Annotated in this window: 22 protein-coding genes and 1 tRNA gene; 10 read left to right on the top strand and 13 right to left on the bottom strand. The window is 65.0% G+C overall.

From position 1 onward, the window contains the following. Positions 1-427: 427 nt before the first annotated feature. Genes E8E91_RS25850 through E8E91_RS25840 form a run of 3 tightly spaced genes read right to left on the bottom strand, consistent with a single transcriptional unit; the run spans position 428 to position 3,475 of the window. Entirely contained in the window at positions 428-1,282 is an 855-nt protein-coding gene (locus E8E91_RS25850) for an HlyD family secretion protein (RefSeq protein ID WP_280379797.1), read from the bottom strand. A gap of 11 nt (positions 1,283-1,293) precedes the next feature. After that, positions 1,294-1,500, bottom strand: coding sequence for a DUF1656 domain-containing protein (locus E8E91_RS25845; protein ID WP_028626407.1), 207 nt, complete (start codon positions 1,498-1,500; stop codon positions 1,294-1,296). Further along, the gene (locus tag E8E91_RS25840) at positions 1,487-3,475 is read right to left on the bottom strand and encodes an FUSC family protein (RefSeq protein ID WP_280379795.1); all 1,989 of its coding nucleotides are present in this window, start codon (positions 3,473-3,475) and stop codon (positions 1,487-1,489) included. Before E8E91_RS25840 ends, E8E91_RS25845 begins: the two co-directional genes overlap by 14 nt. Positions 3,476-3,668: 193 nt before the next feature. Here E8E91_RS25840 and E8E91_RS25835 point away from each other — a divergent pair, with 193 nt between their 5' ends. From E8E91_RS25835 to E8E91_RS25820, 4 genes are read left to right on the top strand one after another with little or no spacing between them, the layout of a single operon-like run. Further along, positions 3,669-4,307 (top strand): TetR/AcrR family transcriptional regulator, encoded by a 639-nt coding sequence (locus E8E91_RS25835; protein ID WP_280379794.1) that lies wholly within the window; start codon positions 3,669-3,671, stop codon positions 4,305-4,307. Continuing rightward, the gene (locus E8E91_RS25830) at positions 4,304-5,263 is read left to right on the top strand and encodes a biotin/lipoyl-binding protein (protein ID WP_280379792.1); all 960 of its coding nucleotides are present in this window, start codon (positions 4,304-4,306) and stop codon (positions 5,261-5,263) included. The genes E8E91_RS25835 and E8E91_RS25830 overlap by 4 nt, the downstream gene beginning before the upstream one ends. Further along, positions 5,253-6,200 carry an ABC transporter ATP-binding protein gene (locus E8E91_RS25825; RefSeq protein WP_280379790.1) on the top strand — a complete coding sequence of 316 codons (948 nt, stop codon included), beginning with the start codon at positions 5,253-5,255 and terminating at the stop codon, positions 6,198-6,200. The genes E8E91_RS25830 and E8E91_RS25825 overlap by 11 nt, the downstream gene beginning before the upstream one ends. Then, on the top strand, positions 6,197-7,276 hold the full coding sequence (locus E8E91_RS25820) for an ABC transporter permease (RefSeq protein WP_280379789.1): 1,080 nt from the start codon (positions 6,197-6,199) through the stop codon (positions 7,274-7,276). The genes E8E91_RS25825 and E8E91_RS25820 overlap by 4 nt, the downstream gene beginning before the upstream one ends. 167 nt (positions 7,277-7,443) lie before the next feature. Here E8E91_RS25820 and E8E91_RS25815 read toward each other — a convergent pair whose 3' ends face one another. From E8E91_RS25815 to E8E91_RS25790, 6 genes are all read right to left on the bottom strand, one after another. Then, positions 7,444-8,574, bottom strand: coding sequence for a TIGR03364 family FAD-dependent oxidoreductase (locus tag E8E91_RS25815; RefSeq protein ID WP_280379787.1), 1,131 nt, complete (start codon positions 8,572-8,574; stop codon positions 7,444-7,446). Between the two features lie 214 nt (positions 8,575-8,788). Then, a complete protein-coding gene (locus E8E91_RS25810) occupies positions 8,789-9,808 on the bottom strand; it encodes a putative 2-aminoethylphosphonate ABC transporter substrate-binding protein (protein ID WP_280379786.1) in 1,020 nt (339 codons plus the stop codon). Positions 9,809-9,849: 41 nt separating this feature from the next. After that, positions 9,850-11,571: a putative 2-aminoethylphosphonate ABC transporter permease subunit gene (locus tag E8E91_RS25805; protein ID WP_280379784.1), complete on the bottom strand. Its 1,722-nt coding sequence runs from the start codon at positions 11,569-11,571 to the stop codon at positions 9,850-9,852. A gap of 1 nt (position 11,572) precedes the next feature. Next, on the bottom strand, positions 11,573-12,634 hold the full coding sequence (locus tag E8E91_RS25800; RefSeq protein ID WP_280379783.1) for a putative 2-aminoethylphosphonate ABC transporter ATP-binding protein: 1,062 nt from the start codon (positions 12,632-12,634) through the stop codon (positions 11,573-11,575). A 272-nt stretch (positions 12,635-12,906) separates the two neighbouring features. Beyond that, positions 12,907-13,782, bottom strand: coding sequence for a LysR family transcriptional regulator (locus E8E91_RS25795; protein ID WP_280379782.1), 876 nt, complete (start codon positions 13,780-13,782; stop codon positions 12,907-12,909). 103 nt (positions 13,783-13,885) lie between these two features. After that, positions 13,886-14,893, bottom strand: coding sequence for a helix-turn-helix domain-containing protein (locus tag E8E91_RS25790; protein ID WP_280379780.1), 1,008 nt, complete (start codon positions 14,891-14,893; stop codon positions 13,886-13,888). A gap of 100 nt (positions 14,894-14,993) precedes the next feature. Here E8E91_RS25790 and E8E91_RS25785 point away from each other — a divergent pair, with 100 nt between their 5' ends. Beyond that, positions 14,994-15,605: a LysE family transporter gene (locus tag E8E91_RS25785; RefSeq protein ID WP_280372392.1), complete on the top strand. Its 612-nt coding sequence runs from the start codon at positions 14,994-14,996 to the stop codon at positions 15,603-15,605. Positions 15,606-15,671: 66 nt separating this feature from the next. Here E8E91_RS25785 and E8E91_RS25780 read toward each other — a convergent pair whose 3' ends face one another. Then, positions 15,672-15,815 carry a hypothetical protein gene (locus E8E91_RS25780; protein ID WP_280379778.1) on the bottom strand — a complete coding sequence of 48 codons (144 nt, stop codon included), beginning with the start codon at positions 15,813-15,815 and terminating at the stop codon, positions 15,672-15,674. A 278-nt stretch (positions 15,816-16,093) separates the two neighbouring features. Here E8E91_RS25780 and E8E91_RS25775 point away from each other — a divergent pair, with 278 nt between their 5' ends. Beyond that, entirely contained in the window at positions 16,094-16,510 is a 417-nt protein-coding gene (locus tag E8E91_RS25775) for an Arm DNA-binding domain-containing protein (protein WP_280379777.1), read from the top strand. Between the two features lie 48 nt (positions 16,511-16,558). Here E8E91_RS25775 and E8E91_RS25770 read toward each other — a convergent pair whose 3' ends face one another. Next, positions 16,559-17,449, bottom strand: coding sequence for a LysR family transcriptional regulator (locus tag E8E91_RS25770; RefSeq protein ID WP_280379775.1), 891 nt, complete (start codon positions 17,447-17,449; stop codon positions 16,559-16,561). A gap of 148 nt (positions 17,450-17,597) precedes the next feature. Here E8E91_RS25770 and E8E91_RS25765 point away from each other — a divergent pair, with 148 nt between their 5' ends. From E8E91_RS25765 to xdhB, 4 genes are all read left to right on the top strand, one after another. Continuing rightward, a complete protein-coding gene (locus tag E8E91_RS25765; protein WP_280379774.1) occupies positions 17,598-18,971 on the top strand; it encodes a nucleobase:cation symporter-2 family protein in 1,374 nt (457 codons plus the stop codon). Positions 18,972-19,009: 38 nt separating this feature from the next. Beyond that, positions 19,010-20,392: an amidohydrolase gene (locus tag E8E91_RS25760; RefSeq protein ID WP_280379772.1), complete on the top strand. Its 1,383-nt coding sequence runs from the start codon at positions 19,010-19,012 to the stop codon at positions 20,390-20,392. Between the two features lie 68 nt (positions 20,393-20,460). After that, a complete protein-coding gene (gene xdhA, locus E8E91_RS25755; protein WP_280379770.1) occupies positions 20,461-21,963 on the top strand; it encodes a xanthine dehydrogenase small subunit in 1,503 nt (500 codons plus the stop codon). A gap of 2 nt (positions 21,964-21,965) precedes the next feature. Further along, the gene (gene xdhB, locus E8E91_RS25750; protein ID WP_280379768.1) at positions 21,966-24,308 is read left to right on the top strand and encodes a xanthine dehydrogenase molybdopterin binding subunit; all 2,343 of its coding nucleotides are present in this window, start codon (positions 21,966-21,968) and stop codon (positions 24,306-24,308) included. A 434-nt stretch (positions 24,309-24,742) separates the two neighbouring features. On the opposite strand, the gene E8E91_RS25745 is transcribed toward xdhB, so the two are convergent. Both E8E91_RS25745 and E8E91_RS25740 read right to left on the bottom strand, forming a co-directional pair. Continuing rightward, positions 24,743-24,819 (bottom strand) — tRNA-Arg (locus E8E91_RS25745). 107 nt (positions 24,820-24,926) lie between these two features. After that, positions 24,927-25,979: a Glu/Leu/Phe/Val dehydrogenase dimerization domain-containing protein gene (locus tag E8E91_RS25740; protein ID WP_280379766.1), complete on the bottom strand. Its 1,053-nt coding sequence runs from the start codon at positions 25,977-25,979 to the stop codon at positions 24,927-24,929. Between the last annotated feature and the right edge of the window lie 71 nt (positions 25,980-26,050).

Genomic DNA, 26,050 nt, shown 5'->3' with positions numbered 1-26,050 from the left:
CCTCACCCCAACCCTCTCCCGCAAGCGGGAGAGGGGGCAGTCCGTGCCCGCCGGGCAGTCGTCCGCTTTTCCTGTGGGGGCGAATTCATTCGCCAAGCAGGACGCAATCCTGCCGTAGGTTGGTGCTGAGGAACGAAGCCCAACAATCCCAATCTTCATATCCCTGCAAGCCCCTATTCCCCTCACCCCAACCCTCTCCCGCAAGCGGGAGAGGGAGCAGTTTGTGCCAGTCAGACCGTCGTCCGCTTTTCCTGTAGGGGCGAATTCATTCGCCAAGCAGGGCGCAGTCCTGACCTTGTGACCCCGACGCGGCTCGCACTTCCCTCACCCCCGCCCTCTCCCTGAGGGAGAGGGAGCTATCCCTGCCAGCCGGGTAGTTCCTTGTTTTTCCTGTGGGGGCGAATTCATTCGCGAAAAAGACCCCGCCCTACTCCTCCACCGTCACACTGGCCGTCATGCCTGCACTGAGCGTCACATCATCCGGCACCTTGTCCAGCTTGATCCGTACCGGAATCCGCTGGGCCAGGCGCACCCAGTTGAAGGTCGGCTCGACGTTCGCCAGCAACTGGGTATCCGGAATCGCGTTGCGGTCGGTGATGCCGCGGCTGATGCTTTCCACCTTGCCGGTCAGCGGCTCCCCCGCACTCATCAGCCAGACCTTCACCGGTGCACCGACCTTGATGCGCGGCAGCTTGGTTTCCTCGAAATAGGCCTGGACATAGAAGGAGCCGTCGTCCACCAGCGCCATCACCGGCTGGCCAGCGCCGACGTAGTTGCCCTGGGCGAGGCGCAGGTTGGTGACCTGGCCATTGCGGGGCGCGCGCAGTTCGCTGCGGGCCAGATTCAGCTCGGCCACCTTCACTTCCGCCTGGGCCTCGCGGAACTCGGCGCGAGCCACCTCGGCAGTGATCAGGGCGTTCTCGCGCAGCTCCGCGCTGATGGCCTGGGGCCCCAGGTGCTCGCGGCGGGATGCCTCGTGTTCACGCAGACGCAGCTGGTGCTGGCGCGTGTCGGCCACAGCGCGGGCCTTCTCCAGGGCTGCCTGGTAGCGCTCGCGATCGATGCTCAGCAACAGGTCGCCAGCCTTCACCTGCTGGTTGTCCTGGACCTTGAGCTCCATGACCCAGCCGGACACGTCCGGCGATATCACCACCACATCGGCGCGCACCCGCGCATCGCGGGTCCAGGGTGCAAGCATGTAGTGCTGCCAGAGACCATAGCCGGACACCAGGGCCACCACGACCAGGGTGAGGGTTACCAGCACACGCAACATCGAACGCATCTTTCTCTCCTTCACCAGTGCCCGGTCAGCGCGACCAGCGCGGCCAGTACACAGACATACAGGGCACAGTCGAACAATGCCTCGTGCCAGATCCAGCGCGCCAGCCCGACTCGCGCCAGGCCAATGCGCAGCACGCCGGTCACCAGCAGTGCCAGCAGCGCATAAAGCAGAAAGGGGCTGAGCAACACGCCGCCCAGGGACCATTCACGCAAGCCCATGGCTCGCCTCCTGTTGTTCACACCATTGCCGCCAGCTCTGCTGCAATTGCAACAGCGCCGCCTGGGCCAGGCGACGGTCGATGCTGCGGCCCGCTCCACGCAGGGCCTCCAGCAAATCACCGACGGGTTCGTCGAGGGCCTGGGCGCGACCGGGCGCCGGCCCCTGCATCAGGACGCGCTCGAGGTTGCGCATGAAGCGGTCCTCGGAGACGCCCAATGATCGGTCTGCCGCCGCCAGGCAACGCCGCAGGTGCAGCAGCTCGTCGCCCAGGTCCAGGCTGGCGATGCCGTCGTCCCAGCGGCTGCGGCTCTGTTCCGGCAGTACCGGATAGAGCCGCGCCAGCTGCAGCAGGCGGTCGGCCATACGGCCGCCGAACCAGTTCTCCGCACCGGCCAGCCGCACGCCGGTAAGGCGCGCCAGGTCGGAAAGCGATGCCTTGAGCAGGCGCCGGGCATGCCACACCGGGTTGCGCAGGCGAATCAGACGGAACGTGAACACCGCGAAGCCAACTCCCAGCAGCATGGAGATGGCCTCGTTGAAGAACAGGCCGACGTCGAAGCGCATCACGTTCTGCGGCGCGCAGAGCACGATGAAGTGCAGGCAGAAGGAAGTGGCCGTCGCACCCAAGGCCGGCTTGGCCATGCCCAGCGCGCCGAAGAACAGCGGCACACCAAGGGCCATGCAGAGCATCGGGAAACCGCTGAGCTGGGGCAGGAACAACTGGCCGACGATGAAGGCCACCGGCAGTGCATAGAGAATTCCGCGCAGGAACATCATGCCGATCTGCTCGGCATTCTCGCGGCTGGCGAACAGGCCGCAGATCACGCAGGTCAGGGTCAGCGCGCCGACGGCCGAAGTCCAGGCCGTAGCCAGCCAGAAGGCCGATAGGCCGAGAAAGGCCAGGGCGCTGCGCAGGCCGTAGATGGCGGCGGTCTGCACATCGCGGTGGGTCGACAGCGGCGGCGGCGCATCCTCCGGGGCCTGTCCCTGCTCCACCGCGTGCATGGCGGTCACTGCCGCGGAGGCCTGGCGCATCACCATCGCCAGACGGCCCAGGCAGTATTGCTGGACGGTGGACAGAGCCTCATCTTCGGACGCCGCCAGCAAGCGGTCGCGCACATCATCCAGGCGAGTGGTGTCGGGTTCGGCCAGGGCCAGTTCCACCTCCTCCAGCCAGGGCCGCAACTGCTCGACCTCGCCCTCCCCCAGCTGGCGCCACTGTCGCGCCACGCCACGGGCCAGGCGCAACAGACTGAGCAGATCGCGGCTAAGCACCTGCAACGCCACCGCGCGCTGGCGGCCACGGTTGCCCTCGAACCAGGCGTGCTCACGCTGGGCGTCCACGGCCACTATGCGTCCGAGCACACCGAGCAGGCCCTGGCGCTCCTGGCGCTCCCCTTTCAGGGCGGAGAGCGACGCCTGAATACCGCATTGCCAGGCATCCCGCGCCTGGCGGGCCAGCTGGCGCTCCACCCGCTGCGGCCAGAGCAGCGCACTGGTGAGCGTGGCGCAGAGAATTCCCAGGCAGATTTCCGTGGAGCGCGCCACCGCCTGATCGAACACCGTCAGCGGATGGGCGATGGCCGGCAGGCCGATGATGGCGACCGTGTAACCGGCCAGCACGAAGGAGTAGGACCAGGCGCTGCGCATCATGGTGGACGCGGCGGTGCAGATGCCCAGCCACGTGGCCAGCGCCAGCAGGAACAGCCACGGCGTCTGGGCAAACAGGCCGACGATGGTCACCGACATGACCGTCCCCACCAGGGTGCCGAGCAACCGCGCCAACCCCTTCTGCACCACCATGCCGGACAGCGGCTGGGCCACGATGAAGGCCGTCATCAATGCCCACTGCGGCTGCTGGAGGTCGAAGCGGAAGGCGCACCAGAGCGCGAGCGCGCCGCCCAGCAGGGTCTTGATCGCGAACTGCAGCGCCGGGATGTCGGGCGCAACGAAGGCACGCAGGGTATCGCGCACAGGCAAGGTCCAAAGAAGGTGAGTGTGAAATTGAAGATAGCCCGCCGGAGTCGGCAGGCTATACGCAAGGCTTATTATTAGCCTCCTAACATAATGCCGTCCAGAGGCGACTTTTACGTTCGTCGGCTTCCGGTTGTTAATTAATTAAATGACTATTTAAATTAATCATCCCACTTGCCCGGAGATGGTTACCGTGACCCGCCCCCGTTCCCCAGGCCGCCCCACGGGCGATTCCCAGCTCCAGCGCGAACGCCTGCTGGACGCCGCCACCGACGCCTTCGCCCACATCGGCATCCACGCCGCGAGCCTGCGTGGCATCGCCCAGCAGGCCGGCGTGACCCCGGCCCTGGTCAACTACTACTTCGGCAACAAGGAACGCCTGGTGGATGCCCTGGTGGAAGAGCGTCTGCTCCCCCTGTTCCAGGGCATGGCCGAGCGCCTGCAACAGGTCGGCGACGATCCGCTGGATCTGGTCAGCGCCTTCGTGCGCGGCATGAGCGCCAACCTCAGCCGCAATCCCTGGCTGCCGCCGCTGTGGGTGCGTGAAGTGCTCTGCGAAGGCGGCGCGCTGCGTGAAATGCTCACCAGCCGCTTCGCACCGATGGTGCCGGTCCTGCTGGCCGAGCGCTTCGCCAAGGCCCAGGCCGGCGGTCGCCTGAATCCTGACATCGACCCACGCCTGCTGGTGGTTTCCCTGGTCGGACTAGTCATGCTGCCCTACGCCGCCGGGCAGATCTGGCGCGGCATCTTCGCCACCCCGGAACTGGGCGACGAAGCCATGGTGAAACACATCATGGCCCTGCTCGAACGCGGCCTGGAGGTGAAGCCATGAAACGCCTGCTTCCCTGCCTGCTGGCCTTCACCCTGCTCACTGGTTGCGAAGACACTGACCAGCAGGCGCTACTCGGCACCCTGGAATGGGACCGCATCGGCCTGCCCGCCGAAGCCTCGGAAACTATCCTCGCCTGGCGCGTGGCCGAAGGCGACCAGGTACAGGAAGGCCAGCTGCTGCTGGAACTCGACCCCCGCCGCCTCGACGCCCGCGTCAAGGAAGCCGAAGGCGATGTCGGCCAGGCCCGGGCGCGGCTGGACGAACTGAGCAACGGCGCCCGCAGCGAGACAGTGGACGCCGCTCGCGCCACCCTCAATCGCAACCGCGCGGAGCTGACCGACGCCGAGCGCAACTTCCAGCGCATCGCCTCCCTCTACCAGCGCCGCCAGGTTGCCATCGCCGAACTGGACCGCGCCCGCGCCGCCCGCGACCAGGCCAGCGCCGCCGTGAACAACGCCGATGCCCAGCTGCGAGAACTCACCAACGGCACCCGCCCGGAGCAGATCGAGCAGGCGACCGCGCTGCTCCAGGCCGCCCAGGGCCGTCTGGCTCAATTGAAAGTCACCCGCGAACACCTCAGCTTGCGCGCGCCCCGCGCCGGACGGGTCGACGCCCTGCCCTTCAAGCCCGGCGACCAGCCGCCGCTGAATGCCGAGCTGGTCAGCCTGCTGGTGGGCGATGCGCCTTACGCGCGGGTTTACGTGCCGGCCTCCGTGCGGCCGAACATCACCATTGGCGATTCCCTGAAGGTGAAGGTTGAAGGCGTGGCCGAGCCCTTCGATGCCACCGTGCGCAGCATCGCCAGCGAGTCCAGCTTCACCCCCTACTTCGCCCTGACCGGCGAAGACGCCAGCCGCCTGGTCTATCGCGCCGAGCTGGTGCTGCAAGGCGAGGCGGCGCGCAAGCTGCCCGCCGGCCTGCCGGTGCAGGCGGAGCGAGTGAGCCATGAACAGTAACGAAGCCGTCATTCGCGCGAACGGCCTGACCAAGCGTTTCGGCCAGCTCACCGCGGTCGACGGGCTGAACCTGCACGTCAACCGCGCCGAAGTTTTCGGCTTCCTCGGCCCCAATGGCTGCGGCAAGTCCACCACCATCCGCATGCTCTGCGGCCTACTGCTGCCCAGCGCCGGCGAGATCGAAGTGCTCGGCTGCCGCATCCCCCAGGACGCCGAACCGCTGAAGCGGCGCATCGGCTACATGACCCAGAAGTTCTCCCTCTACGAGGACCTGACGGTGGGCGAGAACCTGGAATTCCTCGCCACCGTCCAGGGACTGGACCGCCGCCAGGCCCGCCAGCGCATCGACGAACTGCTGGAGCGCTACTGGCTGGCAGACCGCCGCAAGCAGCTTGCCGGCACCATGAGCGGCGGCCAGAAACAGCGCCTGGCGCTGGCCGGTGCAGTGCTGCACAAGCCGGACCTACTGCTGCTCGACGAACCCACCAGCGCCGTGGACCCGCAGTCGCGCCGGGAATTCTGGGATTCGCTGTTCGAACTGGCCGAAGCCGGCACCACCCTGCTGGTCTCCACCCACTACATGGACGAAGCCGAACGCTGCACCCGCCTCGGCATCCTCGACGCCGGCCGTCTGGTGGCCGATGGCAGCCCCGCCGAACTGATGGCCGCCCTGCCCGGCCGCCCATTGGTGGTGGAGTGCGCCCAGCCGCGCCAGGCCCAGCGTGCCCTGCAAGGCGCCGAGGAAGTCATCGCCATGGCGCAGATTGGCGCCACGCTGCGCGTGCTCAGTGCCGTCGACGACGCCCAGGAGCGCATCGCCCGGCGCCTGGCCGAACAAGGCGTCGAAGCCGAGGTGAAGCCCACCGAGGCCAACCTCGAAGACGTCTTCGTCGCCGTCACCCACCGCCCGCTGGAGCGGGCCGGAGCCCCGTCATGAACCTGCGCCGCCTGGGGGCCATCGTCCTCAAGGAACTGCGCCAGCTGCGCCGCGACCGCCTGACCTTCGCCATGATCGTCGGCATCCCGATCATGCAGCTGGTGCTCTTCGGCTACGCCATCAACATGGATGTGCGCGGCCTGCACGCCGCCGTGCTGGACCAGGCGGACACTGCCCGTTCCCGCGAAGTGGTGGCCGAACTCGGGGCCAGCCAGGTGCTGGACTTCCGTTACCAGCTCGCCACGCCCCAGGAACTGGACAAGCTGCTGCGCGAAGGCAGCATCAGCGCCGCCCTGGTGGTGCCGCCGGACTTCGAGGCGCGCCTGCAACGCAAGGACCGCCCGCCATTACAGCTGGTGGTGGATGGCTCCGACCAGGTGGTGCAGGCCTCGGCCCGGCAACTGGCGGCCTATCCCCTGCCCGGCTGGCCCAACTTGATCGGCGTGCAGGTGGTGAACTTCTACAACCCGGAACGCCTGGCGCCGCTGAACACGGTGCCGGGGCTGATCGGCGTGATCCTGACCATGACCATGGTGCTGTTCACCGCCATCGCCCTGGTGCGCGAGCGCGAGCGCGGCAACATGGAACTGCTGATCACCACGCCGGTTTCGCCCTGGGAACTGACCCTGGGCAAGGTGCTGCCCTTCGTCGGCATCGGCCTGGTGCAGGTGACCGTGATCCTGCTGGTAGGGCTGTGGCTGTTCGAAGTGCCGGTGCGCGGCTCGCTGCTGGAGCTCTACGGCGCGTCCCTGGTGTTCATCTTCGCCAGCCTGACTTTGGGCGTGTTCATCTCCACCCTCGCGCGCAGCCAGTTCCAGGCCATGCAGATGGCCTTCTTCACCTTCCTGCCGCAGATCCTGCTCTCTGGCTTCATGTTCCCCTTCGCCGGCATGCCCGTGGCGGCGCAGTGGATAGCGGAAATCCTGCCGCTGACCCACTTCCTGCGCCTGACCCGCGGCATCATGCTGCGCGGCGCGGGCCTCGCCGACCTCTGGCTGGAACTGGTGGTGTTGGTGGTGTTCACCCTGGTGATGCTCACCGTTGCGGTGATGCGGGTGCATAAGCGGTTGGATTGAACCCCAAAAGCCGACTTGCTCTTGTGGGAGCGAATTCATTCGCGAATAAATTCGCTCCCACAAAGCGGGTTGCCACTGAGCGAAGCGAAACCCAACGATCCACGGCCCCGCCCATTTCGCTGGGCCTCGTTCCTCGGACCAACCTACGGTCTCTCACCCCTACCGGATCAAGCCAGCATCCCCGCCATGGTCCGCTCACCCAGCGCCGGGCCGATGCTCATGCCGACGCCACTGTGCATCAGCACCGCCGTCACACCGGGAGCGGCCTTGAGTACCGAGAACGGGCCGGGGCCACGGGCGCCGTAGACGCCCTGCCAGCGCTCCACCACTTTCAGGCGGGTGCCCAGGGTGTGCTCGGCCAGCGCCAGCATGATGTCGTCCACCGCTTCGGCATTGAAGGGCGAGGCATCGCTGCCGTAGTGGTGGGAATCGCCAACGATCAGCTCGCCATAGGGCGTCGGGCTGACCAGCAGGTGGATGCCGTTTTCCTCCAGCTCCGGCTGCTCGCTCTGGATCTGTTCGCGGATGGCCTCGGCTTCCGGCAGGTCGGCGAACGCGCCGTAGTGCACGCAGGAGAGGCCCGTGAGCACCGCCTGGTTCAGGCCGAAATCACGTTCCGGGCGCACCCGCAGCATCTGCAGGCGGCACACCTGGGGTTGCAGCGGCGCGATCTGCTCAGCCAGGAGAGTCTGGTAGTCGTGCCCCGAGCAGATGACGATCTGCTCGGCGCGGCAGCTGCCTTTGGTGCTGTGGATAACCCCCGGTTCGACGTCGCGTACCAGGGTGGAAAAGTGGAACTCGACGCCATGCTCGCGGCGCAGGTAGTCCACCAGCACGGGAATGGCCTCGCGGGAATAGATCTGCTGGTCGTCCAGCCCCAGCAGCGCGGCGCGATGGTGGCTGAACTGGCCCCGGTAGAGGTCGTGCAGGCGATCACCACGCAGCAGCTCGACGCGGTAGCCATGCTCGGGGGCGCGTACTTCGCAGAAGGCTTCCAGCAGCTCCTCTTCGGCGCGGGTACGGGCGAACAGCAGGGAGCCATTGCGGCGGATGTCGAAACCGACCGCCTCGGCCCAGTCGGCCCAGATTTCGCGGCTGGCGCGGGCCAGCGCATGCATCGGGCCCGGTGGCTGACCGGTGACCAGCGCCTGGCCGAAGTTGCGCACCGACGCGCCCAGCGGCGTGGCGCTGCGCTCGAAGACGCTGACGCGCAGGCCGCGACGGGCAGCGGCGTAGGCGTGGGAAAGGCCGAGGATCCCGGCGCCGACGATGGCGATATCGGTGTCTTGCAGGGGCATGGAGTTCTCCTGGTGTCACGTCCCCTCTCCCCGCCCTCTCCCTGAAGGGAGAGGGGGTCGCCCCAGCGCAGGGCGGACGACGCGTTCATCCTGGAAGCGATTCGGATTCGCTCCAGAAGTCCCGGGGCGAACCCATGTCAATCGTTGTACCGACCAGCTCCCTCTCCCTTCAGGGAGAGGGTTGGGGAGAGGGAGCCGACGGCGCCGTGCCTTACTACTGCGGCAGCTTCTCGGACTTGCCGTCGTAGCGCTTGCGCCATTCGGCCAGGATCTGGTCGCGGTTCTGCGAGGCCCAGGCGAAGTCGTTCTTGATCAGGCGCTGCTCGTAGTCGGCCGGCAGTTCGGTCTGCGGCTTGGCGATGCCGGGGGCGGCGAGGACGGCGAAGTTCTCCTTGTACAGATCCATGGCGGCCGGGCTGGCGGAGAAGTCGGCGAGCTTCTTGGCCGCTTCCATCTGGTCGGTGCCCTTGACGATGCCGGTGGCTTCGATTTCCCAGCCCAGGCCTTCTTTGGGCAGGACGATGTCCAGCGGCGCGCCCTGGCGCTTCAGCTGCACGGCCGGGTACTCGAAGGAGATGCCGATGGGGAATTCGCCGGCGGCGGCCAGCTTGCACGGCTTGGAGCCGGAATGGACGTACTGGCCGATGTTCTGGTGCAGGCCATCCATGTAGGCCCAGCCTTGCTTCTCGCCGAAGGTCTGCAGCCAGGCGCTGACGTCGAGGAAGCCGGTACCGGAGGACGCCGGGTTGGGCATCACGATCTTGCCCTTGTACTCGGGCTTGGTCAGGTCTTCCCAGCTGCCGGGCTTGCTCAGGCCCTGCTTCTCGGCTTCCACGGTGTTGAAGCAGATGGTCGCGGCCCACACGTCCATGCCCACCCAGGCCGGCGGGTTGGCGGCGTCGCGGTAGTTGGCACCGATGGTGTTCAGGTGCTTGGGCGCGTACTTCTCCAGCATGCCCTGCTGGTCCAGGATGGCCAGGCTGGACGCGGCCAGGCCCCACACGGCGTCGGCTTGCGGGCGGTCTTTCTCGGCCAGCAGCTTGGCGGTGATGATGCCGGTGGAATCACGCACCCACTTGATCTCGATATCCGGGTTCTGCGCTTCGAAGGCCTTCTTGTAGGCCGACAGCTGCTCGGCTTCCAGGGCGGTGTAGACGGTTAGCTCGGTGGCGGCCTGGGCCTGGAGGCTGAAGCCGGCCACAACGGCGGCGGCGAGTGCGAGGCGTTTGAACATGGAAAGCTCCTTGTCGGGGTTGGCTTGCGGTTTGTGGTTGTTCAGGGGGTGGTCGGTGCACCCTGGCGCCAGGCTTGGGAACGGCGCAGCAGCCCGCGCGAGGCCCAGGCCAGCAGCAGGGAAACCGTGGCAGAGGTCAGCAGAATCAGGGTGGACATGGCGGCCGCGCCGCCGACGTTGCCGGCGTCGTCCATGTTCAACACGGCCACGGCGGCGAGGATGCTGTCGGGGCTGTAGAGGAAGATGGCGGCGGACACGGTGGTCATGGCCGACACGAACAGGTAGCGGATGATGTCCAGCAGCGCTGGCAGGCAGATCGGCACGGTCACCCGCAGGTAGTGGCGCCAGAGCGGGGCCTTGAGCGACAGCGCGGCGGCTTCGAACTCACCATCCAGTTGGCGCAGTGCGGTGGTGGCTGTCATCTGCGCGGTGGTGAGGAAGTGCGCGATGGAGCAGATCACCAGCAGGGCCATGCTGCCGTAGAGCGCGTGCAGCGGGTTGCCTGGCAGGTTGAAGAAGAATACGTACCCCAGGCCGAGCACGAGGCCGGGTACCGCCATGGGCACGAAGCTGAGCAGGCGCAACGCCTGGTTCAGCCATTGCTGACCACGGGTCTTCTCCATCAGGTAGGCGCCAGTGAAGATCAGCGCGCTGCCGAAGATCGCCGTGCAAGTAGCCAGGGTCAGGCTGTTGCGGTAGGCCAGCCAGCCGCCGCCGGCGGTTTCCTCGAAGGCGTAGTGACGCAAGGACAGCGACAGGTTGTAGGGCCAGAACTTCACCAGCGACGAATACACCGCCATGCCCAGCACCAGCAGCAGGACCGCGCAGACCACCAGCACCAGCGCCAGGAAGCAGGCATCGCGGACCTTCGACGACGCCGGGTGGAAGACCTGTGCGCGGCCGCTCATGGCCTCGCCCTGGCGGCGGCGCAGCCAGGCATCGACGCCGAAGCTGAGCAGCGCGGGCAGCAGCAGCACCATGCCGATCAGCGCGCCACGGCCGAACTGCTGCTGGCCGACCACCGCCTTGTAGGCCTCCAGCGCCAGCACCTGGTAGTCGCCGCCGACGACCACGGGCACGCCGAAGTCGGTGATGGTCAGGGTGAACACCAGGCAGAAGGCCGCGAACACGGCCTGGCGGGTGGCCGGCCAGGTGATGCTGCGGAAGGCCTTCCAGGGGCCGGCACCCATGCTCGCGGCGGCGTCGAACAGGCGCGCATCCGCCATGCCCAGGGCCGAGAGCAGCACCATCAGCGCATGGGGGAAGGTGTAGATGGCTTCGCCCAGGACGATGCCCCAGAAGCCGTAGATATTGTCCGGCAGCCAGTCGCGCAGCAGGCCCTGGTTGCCGAACAGGTAGATCAGCGCGATGCCCGGCAGCATCGACGGCGCCAGCAGCGGCAGCAGGGAAATCCCCCGCCACAGGCCCTTGGCCGGGATCAGCGTGCGCTGCAAGGCATAGGCGAACAGGTAGGCCGTGGGCACCACGATGGAGGCGACGCTCAGGGATACCTTCAGGCTGTTGCCCAGCAGCCAGTGGAAGTTGGCGCTGACGAGCAAGTCCTTCGCCGCAACAAGACCACCACCCTGCCCCGCCTCGCCGCTGAAACCGCGCCAGAAGATCGCCAGCAACGGCAACAGCACCGCGAGGATCAGCAGGCCGAGGAACAGGTATTTGCCGCCGGTCACGAAGAGGCGGTCACCGAGGTCGCCACGCAAGGAGCCCTTGTCCGGAACCTTATCCAGCTTGATCACGGATTCCATCTCAGGCGAACACCTGCAGGCTGCGGGACGGCAGGGCCACCCAGATATCCGGAGTGCCGAGGCGCGGCAGGCTTTCCGGGTCCAGCTCGGCCAGCAGGGCATGGCCCGGCAGTTGCTCCAGCTCGAAGCTCATGCGGCAGCGGTTACCAAGGAAGGTGATTTCCCGCACCTGGGCACGGAAGCGATTGTCCTGCTGCTCGGACGGGTTGATTGCGATGGCTTCGGGGCGGCAGAACAGGCGGCCGCTGGTGGCACTTCCAGCGGTCTCAGGGAGGCGCAGGTCGAGGGCGCCGACTCGGGCATGACCATTGAAGCGCGAGTCGAAGGGCAGCCAGTTACCCTGGCCGACGAACTCGGCGACGAAGGGCGTCGCCGGCTGGCGATAGATGTCTTGGGGCGAACCGTATTGCTCCACGCGGCCCTGGTTCATCACCGCGATGCGGTCGGCCATCAGCATGGCCTCGTCCTGGTTGTGAGTGACCATCAGCGTGGTGATGCCCAGGCGCTTCTGCAGTTGGCGCAGCTCGGTGCACAGGTGCTCGCGGACGCGGGCGTCCAGCGCGGACATCGGCTCGTCCAGCAACAGCAATGACGGTGCGGGAGCCAAGGCGCGGGCCAGGGCCACGCGCTGCTGCTGGCCGCCGGAGAGCTGGCCGGGGAATTTCTTCTCGCTACCCGCCAGGCCCACCAGTTCCAGCATCTCGGCGACGCGGACACGAACCTGCTCGCGGCCGCTACCGGACAGGCCGTAGGCGATGTTCTGCTCCACCGTCAGATTGGGGAACAGTGCATAGGACTGGAACAGGATGCCGTAGTCACGGGCCTGGGGCGGGAGGCGCGAGATATCCCGCGAGCCGATATGCAGGGTGCCGCTGTCCTGTTGCTCCAGGCCGGCGATGCAGCGCAGCAGTGTGGTCTTGCCACAACCGGACGGGCCCAGCAGGCACACCAGCTCGCCTTCGGCGATATCCAGAGACACGCCACCCAATGCGGTGAAATGGCCGAAGCGCTTGTGGATATCTCGCACCCGCATATGGGTGGCGTGGTGATCGGCTGGGGTCATGGCGGTACCTCGTTGAGCAGTTGGCGTGCGCGGGGGCACGACTCGACGAGGGTGATGCTAGGGAGGCAATGCGAACGTCAGATGGCGGTTGGGCAAATTACGCCGATAGTGTCATTGGCGGATTTGGGATAGGCCCGCCCTCTCCCCCGGCCCCTCTCCCGCAAGCGGGCGAGGGGTGACTCGCGCCTGCCGATTCGATGATCAGCCGGCCGCACCGGTGTTCATCGGAACGACATGGACGATGGCGGCACGGATCAGCTCCCCTCTCCTCTTCAGGGAGAGGGGCTGGGGGAGAGGGTATCCCGCGCCACTGCGAGGAAGGCCGCCGGCAAGCGCGCCTGGCGGCGCTCCTTGAGGCAATAGAGGTATTCGTCGATCTGCGGCGCGCCCTTGAGTTCGATCACCCGCAGCTCCGGGTTATCCGGCACTTCGTGGCGGGCGATGATGCTGATGCCGAGGTTGCGGATCACCGCCTCGCGGATGGATTCACGGCTGCCGATTTCCAGCAGCGGACCGATGGAGATGCCGGCGTCCTTGAGCATGTCCTCGGTGAGCTGGCGGGTGGTGGAGCCGGGCTCGCGCATCAGCAGGCAGTGGCCCTTCAGGTCCTCCAGGCTCACCGACTTGCGTCGTGCCAGGGGGTGTTCACGGTGTACGGCCAACACCAACGGGTCGCTGCCCAGCACCATGCGCACCAGGCGGGCGTCGTCCAGTTTCTGCGAGGAGGCAGCGAGATCGACGCGGTATTCCTCCAGCGCCTCGATCACCTGCTGGGAGTTGCCGATATCCAGGGAAACATCGATCTGCGGAAAGCGTTCGCGGAAGCTGCGCACCAGGTCGAGGATGTAGTACGGCGCGGTAGCGCCAATGCGCAGGGTGCCCTGCATCTGCCCGCAGTTGCGCAGAAAGAATTCGATGTCGGCCTCCTGCTGCAGCAGGACCTTGACCATGGGCAGCAGCTTCGCCCCTTCCTCGCTCACCGTCAGGCGGCGCCCTCCACGATGGAACAGCTCGACGCCGTACTGGGCTTCCAGGTTGCGGATCTGGGTGGTCACGGTCGGCTGGCTGAGGCCGAGCTTCTTCGCCGCCTGGGTGATGCTGCCCAGGCGGGCAACCATATAGAAGGCCTTGAGCTCAGCGCTGAGCATGGCGACGGAACCTCAGAACGGGAAAGTGCGGGCATTCTAGCCGTATGATTTGGCGGCTCCGATAGCTGTGGGAACGAATTCATTCGCGATGCAGGACGCGGCCCTACTCGCCTATGCGTTCCACCCGTGCCCTTTCCTGCATGCGGAAGGAAGCAGGTGAGATGCCGAAGCGCTTGCGGAACAACCTCGCCAGGTGGCTGGTATCCACTGCGCCAATCTCATCGGCGATCAGCGCCAGGCTGTGGTTGGAGTTCAGCAGGCGCCACCTCGCGTGGTTCAGGCGCATCTCGGTCCAATAGGCCTTCACCGTCATGCCCTGGCTGGCCTGAAACAAGCGGTCCAGCTGGCGGCGGCTGATGCCAACCACATCAGACAGTTCGTCAGCACCGGTCGCCGAAGCCATCAACTGCCTCATCAGGGCGATAGCGCGATCCACTTGCCGCCCGTGCATGACTTCGGCCTCCCGTGAACGCAACCGGTGCTCGCTGCTGCGGCTTTCATCCACCAGCATGTCGGCCAGCCCCTTGAGTGCCTTGGTGCGGCCGCACGCTCGGGACAACAACTCCACCGCCAGATCGATGGCAGCAGCGCCGCCGGCGCAGGAAATACGATTACCGTCGAGCCAGTAGAGCCGGTCCCGCTGCAACTGGATGCGCGGAAACGAGGCACGGAATTCGGCCTCGTGCCGCCAGTGCACCACCACCTTGTGGCCAGACAGCAGGCCGCAGGCGGCGAACAGGAAGCTCGCGTTATCGATGCAGACCAGTTTCACGCCCTGCGCAGCCGCCTTGCGCAGGAGCGGCCGGTAGCGCGGGGCGAGCGCCTCGGTGGCACCTGCACTGCGCCCGCCGAACACCACCAGATAGTCGTATTCGGCGAGGGTCACCTCGTCCGCACTGGCATCCACCTGGAGCGCAGCCCCGCTGCTGGACAGGACATGCCCATGCGCGAGGCCGAGGATCGTCCAACTGCAGTAACGCTGGCGGCTGTAGTCTTCCTCATCGCCGGTGAAACGCAGCTTGTCGAGAAAGCCACCGAAGGGCAGCAGGCTGAACTCGGGAAGCGGCAGCAACAGGAAGCGAACGTCGGGCTGGAGGGTGTCGTCATGCATGATCGGTATGTCCTGAACCTACCCGTCAATGTCCAGAAAATACCTCATGCAATCACCTTGTGCCCCTAGACTGGCCCCAGCCTTCAACGAGGACCCACACATGGCACTGGAAACCTGGCTGATCTACTTCATCGCCACCATCGGCCTCTCGCTCACCCCCGGCCCGAACAGCCTCCTCGCCCTGACCCACGGGGCGCTGCATGGAGCGAAACGGACGCTGTTCACCATCGTCGGCGGGGTTACCGGCTTCAGCCTGTTGATCGCCCTGGCGATGTTCGGGCTGGGCGCCCTGCTGGAAGCCTCTTCAGCCGCGCTGACGGTGCTCAAGTGGGTGGGTGGTGCCTATCTGGTGTGGCTGGGCATCCAGCTCTGGAGATCGCCGCCGCTTCGCCTGAATCCCCTGACCGGCGCGGCTACGCCCCCGGCCTCCAGCCTGTTCCGCCAGGGCTTCCTGTCCGCCATTGCCAACCCCAAGGTGCTGCTCTTCTACGGGGCATTCCTGCCGCAGTTCATCGACCTGCAGCGTTCCCTGGTTGCCCAATTCGTGGTGATGGCGGCGACCTTCGCCGCAACGGAGTTCCTGGTGGAGTATCTGTTGGCACGCCTGGCGTTCAGGGTCCGCCCCTGGCTGGAGCGTGGCGGCAAGGGCTTCAATCGCGGCTGCGGGACGCTGTTCGCGCTGATCGGCGCGGCGCTGCCAATGACCCGCTGATCGCTGCAGCTGCCTGCAACGGGCACCAGACATGAAAAGCCCCGCACCAGGCGGGGCTCGTTCGCGCTAGTAACCGCCGCCGCCTCCGCCGCCGCCCATGGGCTCGCTCTGTTGCGAGCCACCGCCACCACCGCCGCCGCCATCGCAAGACGAGCCACTGATCGCGATGAACAACGCCACCATTAACAAGGGGATCAAGCGCTTGAGCATCTGAGTTCTCCCGTGAGGTGAGCCCCCATCTTTCAGTCAAGCGCGCAGCGCAAGGCACCGCAAGCACAGGCGGCTAGCGGTAGGAGCGATGAGGAGTCATGAACGTGCGGGGAAAATGGCGTCCCAGAGTGGGTTCGAACCCTTCCCCTTAGAAGAACCATCAAAGGCCCTTCCAGACCACGCACATGCCAGTAATATCAAGGCTTTATGTCTGATTGAGTACTGGGAAATGCACCCGTATAGCGCTTTTTGCTGTCACGCTGCTGTCACGGAAAGCCATGAAAACCAAGTTCAGCCTGAAACTGCTCAACGGCCTGAAACCTGCAGATAAGCCTTACCGCGTCCACGACACCAGCCAGCCGGGGCTGTTCATCCGCGTGCTGCCCAGCGGACACATGAGCTACATGGTCACCGGGGCGCAAAACAAGAATGTCACGCTCGGCCGAGTCGGCAAGATGACGCTCGACCAGGCCCGCCAGGAGGCCACCTGTTACCTAGCAGAGGCCCATGAGCACCGCGATCCCCTGGCCATCGCGCAAGGTCGCACAGCGGCCACCTCCCCTACCCTGCGCGACTTCATCGACGACACCTATCTGCCCTGGTTCATCGCCCACCACCGCGGCCACGAGAAAACCACACACCCTGTCGACCTGCTTCGCGCCAACCATGACCATGCGCCAGGTGGAAGACGTTAGCACTCGCCAATTTGAACCATTCGAGGAGTGGTACTTCGCGCATTGGTTTTAGGCGATAACGACACTCCGGCCTAGGGTTTCCCGCAGCCAGGTTCCTGCCAGGCCGGAGCGAGCCGATGAGGACCACACCAGGTCGACGCCCACAGTCCATTCGGTAAAGGGGTACGCCGCCAGCTTCAGCTCGACGAGTTCTTCGCCGCGATTCAGGTCTTCCATCAGCCGCTTGGGCAGCGTCGCCCAACCCAGTCCGCGTCTGAGCATGTCGAACAGAGTCAGGTAGCTTTCCACGCGCCAGTGGTTGGGCGAGTCGAGGTACTCACTGGTGGGCAACTTGTCTTGGAACGGCAGGTAGATCAACTGCCGGTAGTTGCTCAGCTCGGGAAAGCTGATGTCGTCCATCTTCGCCAGTGGGTGGTCGCGGTGAGCGACATTGGTGAAAGTGATGCTGCCCAGGCGCTTGAACTGCAGGCTGCGGGGGTAGTGCGTGCGCGTGCAGATCACCCCCAGCAGCGCCTTCTCTTGCGCAATCATCGCCAGGCAGTCCTGTGCCGACGGGTGTAGCACGTTCAGGTCGACGTGGGTGAAGTTCTGGCTGAAGTCCGTCAGCGCATCCGCCAGCGCCGGATAGGGGATTGCGTCGTCAAGGGCGATCACCACCTGCGTTTCCAACTCCTTCGCCAGACTGTTGGCGCGGTTCTCCATGTTGAAGCACTGATTGAGGATTGCCTCGGCATCACGCAGCAAGGCGCTGCCCTCGGTGGTCAGTTGCGGATAGCGGTGGCTGCGATCGAACAGGCTGACTCCCAGGTCGATCTCCAGGTTGGAGATCGAGATGCTGATCGCCGACTGCGACTTGTTCAGCTTGCGTGCTGCGGCGGAAAACGAGCGCTCGCTGGCCACCGCCGAGAAGGCCGCCAGCTGTTCCAGGGACAACCTCATGTTCACCCCATTAAAGAAATCAATAGAACCCATTTTTACAACGGGGACCGGGGGGCGCATTTTCGCCCTGCCTGACAGGACTACCGACAACAAAAACACTATTTGAACCCCGAATCTCTGCCTCAACAAGAAAATTAAGGAGAACAGAGTGGATAACCCCGTGCACCCCGTAGACCAGCGGCTGCCGCTGGCCCAGACCGCCGTCCTGGGCTTCCAGCACGTGCTGGTGATGTATTCCGCCTGCATCATCGTGCCGCTGATACTTGGCGCCGCGCTCCAGCTATCGAAAGACCAACTGACGCTGATCATCAACGCTGACCTGTTCGCCGCCGGCCTCGCCACCCTGGTGCAGTGCTTGGGCAATAGGTTCTTCGGCATCCGTCTGCCGATCATGATGGGCGTGACCTTCGCCTCGATCACGCCGATGATCGCCATCGCGCTCAACCCCACGCTGGGCCTGCCTGGCGTCTATGGCGCGATCATCGCCTCCGGGATTTTCGGCATCCTCTTCGCGCCTATCATGGGCCGGCTGTTGCGACTCTTCCCGCCGGTGGTGACCGGCACCGTGCTGCTGGTGATCGGTATCAGCCTGATGCGGGTCGGCATCGAGTGGTCGGCCGGCGGCCAGCCGACCCTGGCCAATGGCGAACCCAACCCCGAATACGGCAAGCCGGTGTACCTGCTCATCTCCCTGGTACAGCTGGTGCTAATCCTCGGCATCAACCGCTATGCGCGTGGCTTCATCGCCAATATCGCAGTACTGCTTGGCGTGCTATTCGGTTTCGCGGTGGCCTTCCTGATGGGCGACATCGTTCTGGATGGCATGGCCGACAAGCCCTGGTTCGCGGTGATCCAGCCATTCGCTTTCGGTGCGCCGAAGTTCGACACCCTGGCCATCGTTTCCATGTGCCTGGTGATGCTGGTGACGATGGTCGAATCCACCGGGATGTTTCTCGCGCTGGGCAAGATCGTGGAACGTCCGACAACCCGCGAACGCCTGGTGCGCGGCCTGCGCTCGGACGGCCTGGGCGCAGTGATTGGCGGCGTGTTCAACGCTTTTCCCTACACCTCGTTCTCGCAAAACATCGGCCTGGTCACCATGACCGGAGTGCAAAGCCGCTTCGTCTGCATCGCCGGTGCCTTGATCCTGCTCTTCCTCGGGCTTTTCCCCAAACTGGCCTTCGTCATCGCTTCCACGCCGCAATACGTGCTCGGTGCGGCGGGAATGGTGATGTTCGGCATGGTCGCGATGATGGGGGTGCGGATTCTCTCCACGGTCGATTTCGAAAGCTCCAGACACAACCTGCTGATCGTCGCCACCAGCGTCGGCATCGGCATGATCCCCATGGTTTCCCCGACCTACTTCCACCACCTGCCCGAATGGAGCCGGGTGTTCACCGAGAGCGGCATCGTCCTCAGCGTCTGCAGTGCGCTGATCCTCAACCTGCTGTTCAACGGCTTGGGTATCGCCAGCCAGGCTGCCGAACAGGCCGAACGCAGTGCCGCTCTCAACGATGCCTGAACGCATCGAATCCTGATAAATAACCAAGGTAGACAACAATGAACAGAGAACTTCTGTGGGCTGACCACGTCCTCACCATGGATGCCGATAACCGTGTGATCAACGATGGTGCGGTGTTGGTAGAGGGCAGCCGCATCGCGGCGGTCGGGCCGGCGCGCAACCTGCTGCAGCAGTACCCGCAGGTAAAGGTGCGGCGCCTCACCGACCGCCTGCTGATGCCCGGCCTGGTCAACACCCATTGCCATTCCGGCATGCTGCGGGGCACCGCCGAGGGCCTGCCCGTATGGGACTGGTTGCAGCAATTCATCGATCCCATGCACCGCGTGCTGACCCCACAGGAGGCAAGATTGTCGTCCTGGCTGTGCTATGCCGAAGCGCTGCTCTCCGGCACCACCACGGTAGTCGACATGTGGCGCTACATGGACGGCAGCGCCGAGGCAGCCAGCGAGCTAGGTATCCGCGCGGTGCTGGTGCCTTACGTGGCCGAGCACCCTGACCACGATTACTTTGAAACCCTGGCCAGCAACGAAGCACTGATTCGCAAGTGGCACCAGGCGGCCAACGGCCGGATCAGCGTCTGGGTTGGTCTGGAGCATCTGTTCTATGCCGTTCCCGAAGCCTGGAAACGGATCGGTGAGATGTGCCGCACCCACGATGTCGGCTTCCACACCCACAGCAACGAAAGCCGCTTCGATGTTGAGGAAACCCTGCGTCGCCATGGCATCCGGCCGGTGCAGGCACTGGAAAAATTTGGCCTGCTCGATGCGCGCAAGGTGCTGTTGGCCCACTGCGTGTGGGTGGACGACGAGGAGATCGCCCTGCTGGCCCGACGCAATGTCGGCGTGGCACACAACCCGGTGAGCAACATGAAGCTGGCCTCCGGCGCCGCGCCAATCGAGAAAATGCTGGCGGCAGGCGTGTCGGTTGGTCTTGGCACAGACGGCGAGAAAGAGAACAACAACCTGGACATGTTCGAGGAAATGAAGGTGTCCTCGTTGCTGGCCAAATTCGCCGGCCTGGATGCCGCAGCCCTTGATGCCTGGTCGGTGTGTCGCATGGCGACCATCGGTGGTGCGCGCGCATTGGGACTGGACCAGCAGATCGGCTCGCTGGAAGTCGGCAAGGCCGCCGACCTTATCGCCGTGCGCGTCGATACGCCACGGATGACGCCACTTCTGGCCAGTGGCCCGTTGGCCAATATGCACCACAACCTGGTGCATGCCGCCCAGGGCGGCGATGTCGACCTGACGATGGTCTCCGGCCGCGTGCTGGTAGAGAACGGCCAGCTCAGGACTGCGGATCTCGACTTCCTGATCACAGAGGTGAACCAGGCGGTGCCGCAGCTGTTTGCCCGTCGCCAGGCCTGGCTGGATCAGGCCGGTGTGGCCATCAACGAGCTGACCCGCACGGCCGACGCCTGAACGCACTCCCCACTTCCACCCGGCGCTGAACGCCGGAGTGGAAGGGTTTCCTGATCGAGGAATATTCAATGAATCCGAACGAAAGCTGCGCCGCGCCTCGGCAAGGCGTCATCCAGTTCCTGCTCGATGGCCAGCTCCAGACCCTGGAAGAGGCCGAAACCACTCGCAGCCTGCTCAATCACTTGCGCGAGGACTGCCGCAAGACCGGCACCAAGGAAGGCTGCGCCGAGGGCGATTGCGGCGCTTGCACGGTGGTGGTCGGTGAGTTGCACGACGGACAGTTGCAGATGCGCACGGTAAATGCCTGCATCCAGTTCCTGCCGGCATTGGACGGCAAGGCGGTGTTCACCGTGGAGCATCTGCGCCAGGCCAGTGGTGAACTGCACCCGGTGCAACAGGCCCTGGTCGATACCCACGGCTCGCAGTGCGGTTTCTGCACGCCGGGCTTCGTCATGTCTCTGTGGAGCCTGTACCTGGAGCACCAGCGCGAGGGAGACAGGCCCGATCGCAATGCGATACGCAGTGCGCTGTCCGGCAACCTGTGCCGTTGCACGGGGTACCGGCCGATCCTGGATGCCGGCGAGCGAATGTTCGAGCTGCCAGCGGTGCCCTTCGATTGCGCAGCGTTCAGCTCCCGGCTACGCAGTCTGCAGCGTGAAGAATCGCTGCTCTACCAGCATGGGCAACAGCGTTTCTTCGCCCCGCGCAGCCTGGCCGAGCTGGTCCGCCTGCGTGCCGAGCATCCGCGCGCACTGCTGCTGGCCGGATGCACCGACATCGGCCTGTGGGTCAACAAGCAGTTTCGCGATTTGGGCGACATCCTCTTTCTCGGTGAGGTGCCCGAGCTGAGGCAGATCGACAACAATGGCTCGAGCCTGCGCATCGGCGCTGGCGTGCCGCTGACCGACGGCTTCTCCGCCCTCGTGGAGTACTACCCGCAACTGCACGAGCTTTGGCAACGCTTCGCCTCGCCACCGATTCGTAACGCCGGCACCCTCGGCGGCAACATCGCCAACGGTTCGCCGATCGGCGACTCGATGCCGGCGCTGATCGCACTTGGCGCGCGGGTGATCCTGCGCAGCCAGAGAGGTAGCCGCGAGCTGGCGCTGGAAGACCTGTACCTGGGCTACATGCAGAAAGACCTGCAGGCCGACGAGATAGTCGAGGCGCTGGACATTCCATTGCCCCAGCCCGCCTGGCAGTTTCGCTGCTACAAGCTGTCCAAACGCTACGACTCGGATATCTCCGCGGTCTGTGCCGGACTTGCGATCCGCCTGGACCAGGAGCGCGTCGTCGATTGCCGGCTGGCCTTCGGCGGCATGGCTGCCACCGTCAAGCGCGCCAGCCACTGCGAACGCACGCTACTGGGGCAAGTCTGGACGGAGGACAGTCTGCAGAGGGCAATGTCCGCCCTGGCGGAGGACTACGCGCCGCTCGACGATATGCGTGCCAGCGCCAGCTACCGCCTGCAATCGGCGCGCAATCTGTTACACCGCTTCTACCTTGAAACCCGCCTGCAGCAGCCATTGGCAGCGCAGTGCGTCAGCGTATTCGCGATGACCGGGGAGTGACCATGAACCAACCAATCGAGCTACCGGCGACACATCCGCGGCATGGCGAAGCGGGCAAACCGCTGGCCCACGAGTCCGCCCACCTGCACGTTTCCGGCGAGGCGACGTACATCGATGACATCCCGGAGTTGCAGGGCACCCTACATGCCGCCCTGGGCATGAGCGAGAAGGCCCATGCGCGCCTTCTCTCGCTGGACTTTAGTGCGGTGCGCACCAGCCCCGGTGTGGTCGCCGTCCTGACGGCAGCGGATATTCCCGGGCGCAATGACTGCGGGCCAATCGTGCATGACGATCCGATACTCGCTGACGGTATCGTGCAGTACATCGGCCAGCCCCTATTCGTGGTGGTCGCCGAAAGTGCCCTGGCAGCACGGCGAGCAGCGCGGCGGGCCAAGGTCGAGTACGAGGAGCTGCCGGCGGTGCTTACTCCACAGGAAGCCAAGCGCCTGCAATCCTTCGTGCTGCCTCCGCTGCACTTACGCCGGGGCGAAGCCGAGCAGGCCATGGGCTCGGCGCCCAGAACCCTGCGCGGCGAGTTCTTCATCGGCGGCCAGGAACAGTTCTACCTGGAAGGGCAGATTTCCTATGCGGTGCCCAAAGAGGATCACTGTATGCACGTCTGGTGCTCGACCCAGCACCCTACGGAAATGCAGAACCTGGTCGCCCACGCCCTGGGTCTGCGCAACCACCAGGTAAAGGTGGAGGTGCGCCGGATGGGGGGCGCCTTCGGCGGTAAGGAATCGCAATCTGGTTTGTTTGCCTGCGTGGCGGCGGTGGCGGCCAGTCACCTCAAACGTCCGGTGAAGCTGCGCCTCGACCGCGACGACGACATGATGATCACCGGCAAGCGCCACTGCTTCCATTATGCATACCAGGTCGGCTTCGATGAGGACGGGATGATTCGCGGGGTAGCCATCGAAATGGTCTCGCGAGCCGGCTTTTCCACCGACCTGTCCGGCCCGGTGGCGACCCGCGCCTTGTGCCATTTCGACAATGCGTACTACCTCAGCGATGTCGATATCCGCTCCATGGCGGGGAAGACCAACACCCAATCGAACACTGCCTTTCGTGGTTTTGGAGGCCCCCAAGGTGCCATTGCCATCGAGTACATACTCGACACCATCGCCCGCGACCTCGGTCTGGATGCCCTGGACGTACGCAAGCGTAACTTCTACGGCAAGCTCGAACGCAACACCACGCCCTATGGCATGACGGTGGAGGATAACGTCCTCCACGAGCTGGTTGGCGAACTGGAACAGACCAGCGACTACCGCGCCCGGCGTCTCGCTATCCAGACCTTCAATCGGGACAGCCCGGTGCTGAAGAAGGGGTTGGCGCTAACTCCGCTGAAATTCGGCATCTCCTTCAACGTCGTGCACTACAACCAGGCCGGCGCCCTGGTGCACCTGTATACCGATGGCTCGGTGCTGGTGAACCACGGCGGCACGGAGATGGGGCAAGGGCTGAATACCAAGGTCGCGCAGATCGTCGCCAGCGAGTTGGGCATCGGCCTGAGCAACGTCCGGGCCACCGCCACCGACACCAGCAAGGTGCCCAACACCTCGGCCACCGCCGCCTCCAGCGGCAGCGACCTGAACGGCAAGGCAGCCCAGGATGCGGCACGGCAGATCCGCAAACGGCTGGCGCAGCTGGCTGTGGACCGATTCGGCGGCAGCCTGGACGACGTGCTATTCGCCAATGACCTGGTCAGCGCCAACGGCCATCAGTTGGCATTCTCCGAATTGGTCAGGCTCGGCTACGAGAACCGGGTCCAGCTCTGGTCGGACGGTTTCTACGCCACGCCCAAATTGCACTGGAATCGCGAGACGCTGCATGGCCGGCCGTTCTACTACTTCGCCTATGGCGCGGCGGTTTCCGAAGTGCTGGTCGACACCCTGACGGGTGAGTGGAAGTTGCTGCGCGTCGACCTGCTGCAGGATGCCGGCAACTCGATCAACCCGGCTATCGACATCGGCCAGGTGGAGGGTGCCTTCATCCAAGGCATGGGCTGGCTGACCATGGAGGAGCTCTGGTGGAACCCGGCCGGCAAGCTGATGACCCACGCGCCCTCGACCTACAAGATCCCAGCGGTTAACGACTGTCCCGACGACTTCCGCGTCAGTCTGTTCGACAACCGCAACGTCGAGGACACCGTACATCGCTCCAAGGCGGTGGGTGAGCCGCCGCTGTTGCTGTCGTTCTCGGTGTTCTTCGCCTTGCGGGATGCCATCGCCAGTGTGGCTGAATACAAGAAGAACCCACCATTGGATGCACCCGCAACGAGTGAGGCGATCCTGCGGGCAGTTACCGCAGTGAAGAGTAGCGATTGCAACTCGGCTCGCTGAGCGTTTCGTCTAGATGCATTTCCGCTTTCGCAAGACCTTCGCCTTGCACACGAAAGCATCTGGAAGGCGGCAAGGAAACAGCGCAAATCCGGTCGTAGCCTGGTCAATGGGCTACCACACCGGCCACTACCAGCTGATTCATCCGGAAACCCGGGGATTGCTCGGGTTTCCGTTTCTTCACGCGAAAGGCGAGTCATGCAAGAACGCCATCCACACTCTCTACAGTGACGACTTCGCAGCGCCTCCGACCAGGATGGTGATAGAACTAACCACTGAGTCCGGGCAGGTACATCACCATCAACATACGCTACGACCACACTGGTAAAGCGTCCGTCAGGATTGATGGCGAACAGATTGCGTAGGTTCGCGTTGGTACGCTGCTGTTAAGAGCTGAAGCCGCTGGCGGGTAATTTAACTGGAAGGCGCGAAAAATATGGCGTCCCAGAGTGGGTTCGAACCACCAACCTTCCCCTTAGGAGGGGGATGCTCTATCCAATTGAGCTACTGGGACGCGGGGCTTGCCAATTGCTGGCAAGGTCTGGAGGACGGGCGGCATGTTAGCGACGTCCGCGCGTTTTGTCATGCCTCGCGGGACCAGGGTCCCGCAAGACATTCACCTCAGCGGCCGAAGCGCTCTTCGGCCAGGCGGTCCGCCACGGCGGTGGTGGTGCGGCCTTCGCTGTCGGCGCGAACGAAGATTTCCTGCAGGGTCTCGCCAATGCCTTCCACGTGCTTGCGCAGTTCGGCCTCGCTGCCGTTGCTGCGCTCGTACCAGACGTCGATGATGCCGCCGGCATTGATGGCGTAGTCCGGTGCGTAGAGGGTGCCGCGACGACGCAGCTCCTCAGCCAGGCCCGCGTCGGCCAGCTGGTTGTTGGCGGCGCCGGCGATGATGGGCGCGCGCAGGGCTTCCAGCGTCTGCGGGTTGATGATGCCGCCCATGGCGCAGGGCGCGAAGACGTCCACATCGAGGCCGTAGATTTCGTTCTGCCCCACCACCTGGGCGCCCAGTTGCTCGGCGGCCTTGCGGGCGTTGGCTTCGTGGATGTCGCAGACCCAAAGCTGAGCGCCCGCGTCCTTGAGGTACTGCGCGAGGCTGAAGCCCACCTGGCCGACGCCCTGGATGGCCACGCGCAGGCCGGTCAGGTCGTCACGGCCGAGGCGATGCTTGGCCGCCACGCGGATGCCGACGAAGGTGCCGTAGGCGGTGGACGGCGACGGGTTGCCGTCACGCACGCCGCCGCCCAGGGCTTCGCGGGTGCCGGCGCCGGCCACGTGGCGACTGCGCTCGGCCATGATGCGCATCTCGGTGACACCGGTGCCGGAGTCGGCGGCGGTGATGTAGCGGCCACCCAGGCTGTCGACGAAATCGCCCATGGCCTGGAACAGCGCTTCGCTCTTGTCGCGGTGCGGGTCGCCGATGATCACGGCCTTGCCGCCGCCCAGCGGCAGGTTGGCCAGGGCGGATTTGTAGGTCATGCCACGGGACAGGCGCAGCACGTCGCGCAGGGCCTGCTCGTCGTTCAGGTAGGGCCACATGCGGCAGCCGCCGAGGGCCGGGCCGAGGTTGCTGTTGTGGACGGCGATGATGGCCTTGAGGCCGGTGGTCTTGTCGTGGCCGAAAACCACCTGCTCGTGATGATCGAACTCGACGTGGGTGAAGACGGACATGGATGTACCTCGAATCGGTGTTGGCGTGTTTCAAGTCGAAGAGCGCCCTCCCCTTTCCCGAAGGAAAGGAG

The organism is Pseudomonas sp. BN515 (assembly GCF_029873155.1).
Classification (GTDB): Bacteria; Pseudomonadota; Gammaproteobacteria; order Pseudomonadales; family Pseudomonadaceae; genus Metapseudomonas.
This window is presented reverse-complemented; position numbering and strand designations above follow the sequence as displayed.

Coding starts and splice junctions, on each gene's coding strand:
- E8E91_RS25850 (WP_280379797.1), bottom strand. CDS start 1,282: ATGCGTTCGATGTTGCGTGTGCTGGTAACCCTCACCCTGGTCGTGGTG.
- E8E91_RS25845 (WP_028626407.1), bottom strand. CDS start 1,500: ATGGGCTTGCGTGAATGGTCCCTGGGCGGCGTGTTGCTCAGCCCCTTT.
- E8E91_RS25830 (WP_280379792.1), top strand. CDS start 4,304: ATGAAACGCCTGCTTCCCTGCCTGCTGGCCTTCACCCTGCTCACTGGT.
- E8E91_RS25825 (WP_280379790.1), top strand. CDS start 5,253: ATGAACAGTAACGAAGCCGTCATTCGCGCGAACGGCCTGACCAAGCGT.
- E8E91_RS25820 (WP_280379789.1), top strand. CDS start 6,197: ATGAACCTGCGCCGCCTGGGGGCCATCGTCCTCAAGGAACTGCGCCAG.
- E8E91_RS25815 (WP_280379787.1), bottom strand. CDS start 8,574: ATGCCCCTGCAAGACACCGATATCGCCATCGTCGGCGCCGGGATCCTC.
- E8E91_RS25810 (WP_280379786.1), bottom strand. CDS start 9,808: ATGTTCAAACGCCTCGCACTCGCCGCCGCCGTTGTGGCCGGCTTCAGC.
- E8E91_RS25805 (WP_280379784.1), bottom strand. CDS start 11,571: ATGGAATCCGTGATCAAGCTGGATAAGGTTCCGGACAAGGGCTCCTTG.
- E8E91_RS25800 (WP_280379783.1), bottom strand. CDS start 12,634: ATGACCCCAGCCGATCACCACGCCACCCATATGCGGGTGCGAGATATC.
- E8E91_RS25795 (WP_280379782.1), bottom strand. CDS start 13,782: ATGCTCAGCGCTGAGCTCAAGGCCTTCTATATGGTTGCCCGCCTGGGC.
- E8E91_RS25790 (WP_280379780.1), bottom strand. CDS start 14,893: ATGCATGACGACACCCTCCAGCCCGACGTTCGCTTCCTGTTGCTGCCG.
- E8E91_RS25785 (WP_280372392.1), top strand. CDS start 14,994: ATGGCACTGGAAACCTGGCTGATCTACTTCATCGCCACCATCGGCCTC.
- E8E91_RS25780 (WP_280379778.1), bottom strand. CDS start 15,815: ATGCTCAAGCGCTTGATCCCCTTGTTAATGGTGGCGTTGTTCATCGCG.
- E8E91_RS25775 (WP_280379777.1), top strand. CDS start 16,094: ATGAAAACCAAGTTCAGCCTGAAACTGCTCAACGGCCTGAAACCTGCA.
- E8E91_RS25770 (WP_280379775.1), bottom strand. CDS start 17,449: ATGAGGTTGTCCCTGGAACAGCTGGCGGCCTTCTCGGCGGTGGCCAGC.
- E8E91_RS25760 (WP_280379772.1), top strand. CDS start 19,010: ATGAACAGAGAACTTCTGTGGGCTGACCACGTCCTCACCATGGATGCC.
- xdhA (WP_280379770.1), top strand. CDS start 20,461: ATGAATCCGAACGAAAGCTGCGCCGCGCCTCGGCAAGGCGTCATCCAG.
- xdhB (WP_280379768.1), top strand. CDS start 21,966: ATGAACCAACCAATCGAGCTACCGGCGACACATCCGCGGCATGGCGAA.
- E8E91_RS25740 (WP_280379766.1), bottom strand. CDS start 25,979: ATGTCCGTCTTCACCCACGTCGAGTTCGATCATCACGAGCAGGTGGTT.